The following is a 7310-nucleotide window of genomic DNA, read 5'->3' as shown; positions in this document are numbered from 1 at the left end:
CTCGACATCGCGTGCCATCGCGACGGAGGAGGTGTCGGTGGCGCATCAGACCTCGAACAGTCGATCCTGATGACCACCGACGGCCTCGACGCTTCGGGGTTCCTCGAACATCTCAAGCTGCCGCACTACGTCACGTTCCGATCGATGATCGACCGGAAGATGGCGATGCGCAGCGCCAGGACAGCCGAACACCCCGTGTTTGACACAACGACTGCGACCGATGCTCCCGTGCCGGTCGACCCGCGAGAAGGAGACTGCGCATGAGCGCCACCGTGTCCGAAACCATCGATTGGTCCATCCCGACCGAGGGGACACGACTCGACGCATTGGTCGAGCCGGCTGTCGAGGCCGGGATCCTCGACGAGCACGCCAAGCGCGAGCTTCGCCGGGCGATCCTCACAGCGGTCTGCGTGCCGGGCTATCAGGTGCCGTTCGGCTCTCGCGAGATGCCGGTCGCCAGAGGATGGGGATCGGGCGGACTCCAGATCACGCTCGCCATCGTCGGCCTCGACGACGTGGTGAAGGTGATCGACCAAGGAGACGACGAGGGAGTCAACGCCGTGAACCTCCGCCGCCTCGTCACCGACACCACCGGCGCCACAGAAACCACCGAAGTCAGCGAAGCGACCGTCATCCAGACCCGCCACCGGATTCCGGAAGACGCACTCGAGGCACACCAAACGCTCGTGCTGCAAGTGCCGGTACCGGAGCCGCTGCGCGGCGTCGAACGCAACATCGCCGAGCTCGGGCGGATGCACGCCGAAGCCGACTACTCACGCATGTGGGTCAGCCTCTACGAGGACAAGGTCCGCAACGGGGTGATCACCAAGAGCACCGGCTACCCGTGCTTGGTCGGTGGTCGCTACGTGATCGCCACGACCCCGATCCCGAGATGGGACGTTCCCCGGCTACATCGGGCACCGTTCCTGTCGCTGTTCGGCGCGGGCCGTGAACGCAAGATCTATGCGATCCCACCCGACACCGACGTCGAGCCGCTGACCTTCGACGACGTTCCGTTCGAAATCGAGAAAACACCGGGCGCACGATGCTCGCTCTGTGACGCCACCGAGGCGTACCTCATCGAGATCCCGCCGTCGGACGCCGCTGCCGACGACGGCCGATGGATCTGCAGCGACACAGCATGGTGTCGTCGCCGCCGAGTCGAAGCGAGCCAATCATGACGCTCGTGTCAGCGCCTCGCCCGACCGTGCTTCGAGTCGACCGACTCGGAAAGATCTTCGGTTCCCAGAATCCAGCTGCCATCGAACAGACCGGCCCGGAGGTCGGCTCGGAGAAGACACCAGATGGCAGCTCGGTCGTCGCTGCCTGGGATGTGAGTTTCGATGTCGCAGCCGGCGAGGCATTTGGTGTCATTGGCGAATCCGGGTCCGGCAAGTCCACCGTGATGAGGGCGATTGCGGGAGACCACTCGGCGAGCGCAGGCTCCGTTCGGATGCGACGACGAGATGGCTCCACCTCGGACTTGCTCACCATGACCCAGTCCGAACGCCGTGCGCTTCGAGTTGACGAACTCGCTGTCGTCTACCAGGACGCTGCCGATGGTCTGGACCTCAACGTGACCGCCGGTGGAAACATCGCCGACCGCCTGACCGCAGCAGGCGGACGGCACTTCGGTCAGATCCGTGAACGAGCCGCCGAGCTGCTGGAGCGAACCGAGGTGCCACTCGACCGCATGGACGACCTCGTCCGAACGTTCTCCGGTGGCATGCGCCAACGCGTGCAGCTCGCACGAGCGCTCGCCAATCGGCCGCCGATCGTGCTGTTCGACGAGCCGACAACGGGGCTTGATGCATCGGTCGCCGCCGGCGTACTCGACCTGATCCGCAGCCTGCTCGAAGAGCTGGGCATCGCGGCGGTGGTCGTCTCGCACGACTTCTCCGTCATCGAAATGCTCACAACCCGCTGCATGGTGATGCAGCACGGTCGAGTCGTCGAACAAGGGTTGACCGATCAACTCTTCGAAGACCCCCAGGCTCCTTACACCCAGCGACTCGTTGCGGCGGCCCGAGCATGAGCGAGCCGACTCCTGAAGCTCCCCGCACAGAACCCGACGGAAGCACCCAGCCGCAGTCGGTGGTGCTGTCGGTCCGCGGGCTGCGTAAACACTTCGTGCTCCACAATGTCGATGGCCGACAGGTCGATGGTTTGGCCGGTATCGACCTCGATGTCAGCGCTGGAGAGCACGTTGCATTGGCGGGCTCGAGCGGCGCCGGCAAGTCGACGCTGCTCAAGTGCATCTATCGGACCTATCTCCCGTCGGCGGGCACTGCAACACTGCGCTCGCCTACTGGACCTGTCGAGTTGACCGCACTCGCCGACGCCGAACTCGCCGCGATACGCGGCCGTCAGTTCGGCTACGTCTCACAGTTCCTCCGGGCCGAACCGCGGCGTGGCGCACTCGACATCGTCGCGCGTGCTGGGATCGCCCGCGGCATGGACCGAGCCACAGCCGTCGAAGCAGCCGCGACCGCACTTCGTCGTCTGCACGTGGATGAGTCGCTGTGGGACGTGTACGCCTCGGTGCTTTCCGGCGGCGAGAAGCAGCGCGTCAACCTGGCCGCCGGCACCATCTCCGCACCGCAGCTTCTCCTGCTCGACGAGCCGGTCTCTGCCCTCGACCCGGCGAACCGGGAGGCAGCACTCGAACTCATCTCAGACCTCACAGCGCACGGCGTCGCCGTTCTCGCCGTGTTCCACGACCTCGACGCGATGGCTCGCCTGGCCTCGCGGGTCGTGGTGATGCGCAACGGACGCATTGTTCAGTCGGGTCCACCCGAAGAAGTACTTCACCACCTCGAAGGAGTCGCCAGATGACCGTATTGACCGAACCCCACACCATGCCGCCGAGCAACGATCGGCGCGGCGTCGATGTGGCGCTGACAAATGTGCGCCTCGTGCTCGACGACCAGATCATCGAAGCCGGCACCATCGTGATACGCGACGGTGTGATCGAAGCCGTCGGGCGCACTGCAACGGCACCGCCCGACGCGATCGACGGGCGCGGGATGCTGTGCATCGCGGGCCTGGTCGACACGCACTCCGACGGTTTCGAAAAAGAGCTTCGGCCACGCCCCAACGTTGTGCTCCCCGCTGACTTCGCGCTGCGGTCGTTCGAATCGCGTGTCCGTGCGGCCGGCGTAACCACCGTGTTCCATGGCGTCGGCTTCGAGAACGGATCCAAGTACGACCGCTCGGTCGAGCAGGCGCATCTGCTGTGCGACACGATCACCACGAGAAGAGCTGACGCCGACGCTCGCGTCGACCACCAGATTCTGTATCGCCTCGACGTGCGCGATACCGACGGCCTTGTTGCGTTGGAGACTCGATTGAACCAGCGCCACGGCGACCTGCTGATCAACGAGATCCCGCTAGTGTCGGCCGAAGATCACACACCGGGCGTCGGCCAATACACCGACCGCTCCTACTACGAGCGATACATCGCAGGCACCAAGGGCCTCGACCCAGACGAAGCAAAGCAGTACATCGATCAGATCGTTGCCGATCGAGACGACAAGCTGGACAACGTCGACCGGGCGCTGTCGTGGCTGGCGAATCGGGCCCACGGAGGAACGATCCGGCTGATCGGTCACGACCCGACATCAGCCGCCGAGATCGACGCAGCAGTCGAACGCTCCGTGTCTATTGCCGAGTTCCCGACCACTGTCGAGGCAGCACGTCGAGCCCACGAACGAGGTCTTCGAACCGTGTCAGGTGCCCCCAACGTCGTGCGCGGCGGGAGCCATTCGGGCAACGTGAGCGCCGCAGAATTGGTATCGCTCGGGCTGTGCGATGGGCTCTCGTCGGACTACATGCCGACAACGTTGCTCGGAGCAGTGGGAACGCTGGTCCATGATGGTGTGTGCGATCTGGCGACCGGGGTTGCGCTCGTGACGTCGGGGCCTGCAGACACGGTCGGGCTTGCGGACCGCGGGCGCCTGAATGTTGGCCAGCGAGGCGACATTGTCCTGGTCGACTTCGACGGTCGACTTCCGACTGTGCACCTCGTCATCGCAGCTCACGATCACGTTGCCCCGATGCCGATCGGCGCGAGCAAGTGAACACTGAACGCCCCGTTCCTTCCGCATCTGTTCGCCAGTGGCACCGCGACGGCTTTCTTCACCTCACAGACTCTCTCGACCCAGCCGTCTGCGAGGCTCTCAGCGACTGGTCCGACGAAGTCGCAGGCTCCGATGATGAGCGCTTTCTCCAGCATCGCGAGATGACCGACGACGGGCCGGTGCTCGCTCGCAGCGAACACTTCGCCACGATTCACCCGGGGTTCGGATCGCTCGTCGGGGACGGCGTGATTGCCCGTCTCGGTGAGCAACTGATTGGTGAACCGATCGTGCTCTACAAGGAGAAGATCAACCACAAGCTGCCGGGTGGGGCCGGTTTCGCACCGCATCAGGACGCCACTGCGTACCGCTTCGTCGGCACGCACCTCACGTGCATGGTCGCCATCGACGACTCGACGATCGAGAACGGCTGCCTCGAGGTCGTGGCGGGGTGCCACCACGAACTGCTGGTCGACGACGGCGACGGCTGTTTGCCTGCGTCCGCCGAGCGAGCGCTGAAGTGGCAACCCGTCGAGATGCGCGCTGGCGACGTGCTCTGGTTTCACAGCCGCACACCCCATCGCAGTGGATCGAACACGTCGACTCGGTCACGGCGTGCCTTGTTCCTCACGTTCAACGCGGCCGCCGAAGGCGACTTGCGCAGCGCCTACTACGCCGACAAGATCAATCGACTTCATCACCACACCGGTGCCGAGCGAGCGCGAGTCAGCACGATCGGCCACTTCCTCGGCCGATCAGCCGACGACGCCACCGACCAGAGCAGCACATCGAACAACACAGGAGCCAGCACCATGACCGACGACCACGCCACCGCCTCGCTCTCTCCTGATCGGGTGCCCTGGATGCAGCTTCGTACCGCTGCCGACGTTGCTTCGGCGATCACCGACCTCTACGAACGTAAGGGCGCAAGCAACTACGACGAGGCGGTGACCCAGCTCGCCCATGCGCTGCAATGCGGCAACCTCGCCATGGAATCCGGGGCCACGTCGGCCACGATCGTTGCCGCATTCCTCCACGACATCGGCCATCTGCTGGTCGACGAACATGACAGCAACGGAGACTTTCTCGCCCGCGACCTCCACCACGAAGAAGTCGGCGCCCGCTTCCTTGCCAACTGGTTCGGACCGGAAGTGACCGAACCGATCCGACTCCATGTGGCCGCCAAACGATTCTTGTGCGCCACCGATTCGAGTTACCACGACGGGCTCTCCGCCGCGTCGGTCAGGAGCCTCGAAGTCCAGGGCGGACCCATGACCGACGATGAAGTTGCCGCGTTTCGAGCCAACGAAGGGTTCGAAACCGCGGTCGATCTTCGTCGCTGGGATGATGGAGCGAAGTTGTCTGACGCGTCGACGCCGTCGCTCGACACCTTCGGCACCTTTATCGAATCGCTCGCCAGCGTCTCCGCAACGTTGCGCTGAACTCGAAACGACGTCCGGCCTCAAGGTGGGCGAGTGCTCACTGCGCCGTTGAAGACTTCCTTCGCCGCGACCCACTGCGACCACCGCTGCAGCCGGTTCTAAGCTGGTCCTCGTGGGTGAGACGTCGGAACGAGGAACACCCTCACTCCCGCGGTATGTCGCCATTGCGGACACACTTGCTGCGCGCTGGTCGAGCTTGGTCCCGAACTCGCTGGTGGACAGCGAAACGCAGATCGCAGCGAGCTTCGACATCAATCGCCAGACCGCCCGCGAGGTCTTGAAAGAACTCGAGCGCCGCAACCTCGTGCGCCGCATCGTCGGCCGCGGCACATTCACCGCCCTCAAGCTCGCCTACCCGATCGAGCGTGGACGGCCGCCGAGGTTTCGACGCGTCGTCGCCGAAGCCGGCTACAGCCACGAGATCGTGCTCGCGTCAGTGCGTTGGCAGAGGGAGACTTCGTCGAGACCGCGGACGCTCATATCGGAGCGCCTCGTTGCTGTCGAAGGGCTGGTCGCAGCGTTCGCGACCGATGTCTTCGTCGAACCCATCGGAGCCGAGGTCGTCGATGCGGTGCGATCGGGCGCCTCGATCTTCGAGACGCTGCAGGAGCTCGGAGCTCGGCCATGGCGCCGACGAGCAACTGTTTCAACAGGTCAGCCCGACCGTTCCGTCGCCGCCCGGCTCGGCTACGCGACCGGGCCCCCGTTGACATGGAACCTCCGCAGCGAGACGATCAACGCGGCGACCGGGGAAGCGCTTCATCACTCCGACACCTGGATCCGCAGCGATGTCTTCGACGTCGGGATCACGCTCGATTTCCCACCAGACGAGCCGGCCGCGGCACCCGGACAGGGTTGAGGACGGGCCGACTGCGACTGTTCGCAGCATTGACTCCTGATGTCCGTCCACCGGACATCTTCGGTTCAACTCGGTTGTCTAGACAATGAGTCGTGACAAAAATTCCGAACCACATCCACCGCCGCCGGTTGACTTACGTCACCGCCGGCATTGCCTCCATGGCCTTGATCGCCGCATGCGGGAGCGACAGCGAACCGGCCACCGAGGCTGCTGCGCCGGCCGCTGAGTCCGCTGCCGACGAGCCGGCGGAGGCGCCAGCCCCCGACACCGCTGCCGACGACGCACGCCCGGCGGACTGGCCGACCACACTCGCATTCGGTGCCGTACCCGCCGAGAACGCATCCAGCCTCGAAGCCGACTTTGCAACCACCAAGGCGATTCTCGAAGCCGAACTCGGCCTCGACGAGATCGAGTTCTTCCAGGCCACCGACTACGCCGGCGTGATCGAAGGCATGATCGCCAACCGCATCGACGTCGCCCAATTTGGCGGCTTCTCCTACGCGATCGCCACCAGCAACGGAGCGGACATCAGCGTCGCCGGCGTCATGACCGACGGGCCCGACATCGAACCCGGCTACCGCAGCTACGGGCTCACCCAGGCCGACAACGCAGACATCAACTCGATCGACGACTTCGCCGGCAAGAACATCTGTTTCGTCGACCCTGGCTCCACCTCCGGCTTCCTCTTCCCATCCGAAGGACTCCTGGCCGCCGGCATCGATCCGTCCGAGACCTCAACCGAGATCAACCCCACCTTCGCCGGCGGCCACGACGCCTCGGCGATCTCGGTCGCGAACGGCGACTGTGATGCAGGATTCGCGTACGACTCGATGGTCACCGCCCAGCTCGTCGACAGCGGCGACATCAGCGGCGTCATCGACATGGTCGAGGACGAGACTGTCAACGAAGCCGACGCCAACCTGAAGATCGTCT

The 7310-nt window shown here is 64.7% G+C and carries 8 protein-coding genes; all 8 read left to right on the top strand.

Going from position 1 to position 7310, the window contains the following annotated elements; translation table 11 throughout:
• Positions 1 to 264 (top strand): carbon-phosphorus lyase complex subunit PhnI (locus ACH2EI_RS19840; RefSeq protein ID WP_395161285.1); only part of this gene is annotated, 264 nt, incomplete at its 5' end.
• Positions 261 to 1181 (top strand): alpha-D-ribose 1-methylphosphonate 5-phosphate C-P-lyase PhnJ, encoded by a 921-nt coding sequence (locus ACH2EI_RS19835; RefSeq protein WP_395156438.1) that lies wholly within the window; start codon positions 261 to 263, stop codon positions 1179 to 1181. The genes ACH2EI_RS19840 and ACH2EI_RS19835, both read left to right, overlap by 4 nt.
• Complete coding sequence (locus tag ACH2EI_RS19830; RefSeq protein WP_395156436.1) at positions 1178 to 2035, top strand: ATP-binding cassette domain-containing protein; 858 nt, start codon at positions 1178 to 1180, stop codon at positions 2033 to 2035. Before ACH2EI_RS19835 ends, ACH2EI_RS19830 begins: the two co-directional genes overlap by 4 nt.
• Positions 2032 to 2835 carry an ATP-binding cassette domain-containing protein gene (locus ACH2EI_RS19825; protein ID WP_395156434.1) on the top strand — a complete coding sequence of 268 codons (804 nt, stop codon included), beginning with the start codon at positions 2032 to 2034 and terminating at the stop codon, positions 2833 to 2835. The genes ACH2EI_RS19830 and ACH2EI_RS19825 overlap by 4 nt, the downstream gene beginning before the upstream one ends.
• Entirely contained in the window at positions 2832 to 4079 is a 1248-nt protein-coding gene (locus ACH2EI_RS19820; protein ID WP_395156432.1) for an alpha-D-ribose 1-methylphosphonate 5-triphosphate diphosphatase, read from the top strand. The genes ACH2EI_RS19825 and ACH2EI_RS19820 overlap by 4 nt, the downstream gene beginning before the upstream one ends.
• The gene (locus tag ACH2EI_RS19815; protein WP_395156430.1) at positions 4076 to 5518 is read left to right on the top strand and encodes a phosphonate degradation HD-domain oxygenase; all 1443 of its coding nucleotides are present in this window, start codon (positions 4076 to 4078) and stop codon (positions 5516 to 5518) included. The genes ACH2EI_RS19820 and ACH2EI_RS19815 overlap by 4 nt, the downstream gene beginning before the upstream one ends.
• Positions 5519 to 5630: 112 nt before the next feature.
• Positions 5631 to 6377 (top strand): GntR family transcriptional regulator, encoded by a 747-nt coding sequence (locus ACH2EI_RS19810; RefSeq protein ID WP_395161283.1) that lies wholly within the window; start codon positions 5631 to 5633, stop codon positions 6375 to 6377.
• A gap of 92 nt (positions 6378 to 6469) precedes the next feature.
• On the top strand, positions 6470 to 7310 hold an 841-nt coding region (phnD, locus tag ACH2EI_RS19805), incomplete at its 3' end, for a phosphate/phosphite/phosphonate ABC transporter substrate-binding protein (RefSeq protein WP_395161281.1).

Origin of the sequence: Ilumatobacter sp. (assembly GCF_041688325.1) — a bacterium.
GTDB lineage: Bacteria > Actinomycetota > Acidimicrobiia > Acidimicrobiales > Ilumatobacteraceae > Ilumatobacter_A.
The sequence above is the reverse complement of the archived record's forward strand: the minus strand, read 5'-3'. Positions and strand labels throughout refer to the sequence as shown.